This window comes from Stenotrophomonas capsici (assembly GCF_034961085.1).
GTDB lineage: Bacteria > Pseudomonadota > Gammaproteobacteria > Xanthomonadales > Xanthomonadaceae > Stenotrophomonas > Stenotrophomonas capsici.
Map to the genome: position 1 here is coordinate 1 of NZ_JAYFUH010000156.1, position 2,323 is coordinate 2,323.

Sequence of the window (2,323 nt, forward strand, 5' to 3'; positions counted from 1 at the left end):
AGATCAAGACGCTGATGGAAACCGACGGCAAGCTCCGCGAGGACTGGGACAAGCTCATCCGCAAGTTGAGTGAGTAAGCCATTCGGGGCACCGGATAGGTCGTAGGGAAGAAGCCGGACGAATCATGCACCGACGCCGCAGAGGCGTCATCGCACAAAACGGTGCATGATTCGGGGGCAGACGTTGGGGAAGTTGTGGATAAAAACGCGTCTCCAAAAACGCGGAAAGTTATCCACAGCATTCCCCACCCGTTCCGGGCCAGTAGTACAGAGGGTTTCAGTGTATAGAAACCCTTTGAAAACAAATACTTGGGTGTGTTTTAAACCAAATCTGGCTCTACCAGCACCACCAAGCTTTTGATTTAACCCACATCTTTTAAAAGCATAGGGGCACGAAACCACATGCGTTTCACACTGCAGCGCGAAGCCTTTCTCAAGCCGTTGGCCCAGGTCGTCAACGTGGTTGAACGCCGCCAGACTCTGCCGGTTCTGGCCAATTTCCTGGTCCAGGTGCAGGGTGGTCAGCTTTCATTGACCGGTACCGACCTGGAAGTGGAGATGGTCTCCCGCATCGCGGTCGAAGACGCCCAGGATGGTGAAACCACCATTCCGGCGCGCAAGCTGTTCGAGATCATCCGCGCCCTGCCCGATGGCAGCCGCATCACCGTTTCGCAGACCGGCGAAAAGATCACGGTGCAGGCAGGCCGCAGCCGCTTTACCCTGGCGACCCTGCCGGCCAACGACTTCCCATCGGTTGACGAAGTCGAAGCCACCGAGCGCGTTGCCGTGCCGGAAGCGGCGTTGAAGGAACTGATCGAACGCACCGCGTTCGCAATGGCCCAGCAGGACGTGCGTTACTACCTCAACGGCCTGCTGTTCGACCTGCGCGACAAGACCCTGCGTTGCGTGGCCACCGACGGTCATCGCCTGGCGCTGTGCGAAACCGAGCTGGAAAGCAGCACCGGCAAGCGCCAGATCATCGTGCCGCGCAAGGGCGTGACCGAGCTGCAGCGTCTGCTGGAAGGCGGCGATCGTGAGGTGGAACTGGAAGTCGGCCGCAGCCATGTCCGCGTCAAGCGCGACGATGTGACCTTCACTTCGAAGCTGATCGACGGCCGCTTCCCGGATTACGAAGCGGTGATCCCGATCGGTGCCGACCGCGAAGTGAAGATCGAGCGCGAAAGCCTGCGTGCTTCGCTACAGCGCGCCGCCATCCTGTCGAACGAAAAGTACCGCGGCGTTCGCGTCGAGGTGACCCCGGGGCAGCTGAAGATCAGCGCGCATAACCCGGAACAGGAAGAAGCGCAGGAAGAAGTCGAGGCCGATACCCAGGTCAATGATCTGGCCATTGGCTTCAACGTGAACTACCTGCTCGACGCCCTGTCGGCACTGCGCGACGAGCATGTGGTCATCCAGCTGCGCGACTCGAACTCCTCGGCGCTGGTACGCGAAGCCAGCAGCGAGAAGTCGCGCCACGTCGTGATGCCGCTGCGTCTCTGACCGGCGTTCCACGTGGAACATGAAGAAGCCCGGCATTGCCGGGCTTTTTTCTTGCAAGGTTCCACGTGGAACCTGATTCCGGAGCGGACGTTTCGGAAGCCGTTCGCGGTGGTGGCAAAGGACCGCCATTGCAGCCGGTCTCGCACAATTTCCTCTCAAAGGCCCAGGGCACTTCGCATCTGCCGTCACCCCGCCTGCTTTTTCCCCTTCCTGGATCTCGATTCCCGGCGACGGGACCTGCCCCAAGCGCCGGGTTCTTCCCACTGTGATCCGATTCTGGGCTCAGAAGGCTCCGACTTGGAGGCCATCTTCGGAGCAACGGGAGATGCTGCGGTTCTGGTTGCCCGGCTGATGGGTATCGAGAACGCCATTTCCCCGCAGAAGCTCTGCAAGCGGGTTGTTCCGTTGAGCTTGGCCGGCCATGGGACCGCAGATTTCGCCAGTTCCGCAGCCGTTCGGCCGGAAAGCGAAGCGCGCAGGCAGCAGATCCCCGATGCCGCTTCGCCCAGCGTCCGCCGTTTGCCCCTGGTTTCTTTGACTTCTGCCGGTATCGGGCCGCATGGGGAGTCCAGAAACGGCGATGTCCGCGGTTTCGGAGTACCTGCGTGGGGCGAGAAGGCCGGCAGGTTCCACGCGGCGCTTTCGAACCCAGCTCAGCGCCCGGGGATTTCTTCAAATCTGAAAGTCAGGTGGCGTGCAGGACTCCTAGATTTCGCCATTTGAGCAGCTTTGTCCCGCGCCTGTTGCGGTGACGCTTTTCGCAGCTCTATGCTTTAAATCTGAGAATAAATCTAAAGCTTGGTGGTGCTGGTAGAGCTGGATTT

1 protein-coding gene is annotated in these 2,323 nt (G+C 60.1%); it reads left to right on the plus strand.

The window, feature by feature from the left end:
* Positions 1-401: 401 nt before the first annotated feature.
* Positions 402-1,499 (plus strand): DNA polymerase III subunit beta, encoded by a 1,098-nt coding sequence (gene dnaN, locus VA603_RS10550; protein ID WP_132864061.1) that lies wholly within the window; start codon positions 402-404, stop codon positions 1,497-1,499.
* The last annotated feature ends 824 nt before the right edge of the window (positions 1,500-2,323 follow it).

Coding starts and splice junctions, on each gene's coding strand:
- dnaN (WP_132864061.1), top strand. CDS start 402: ATGCGTTTCACACTGCAGCGCGAAGCCTTTCTCAAGCCGTTGGCCCAG.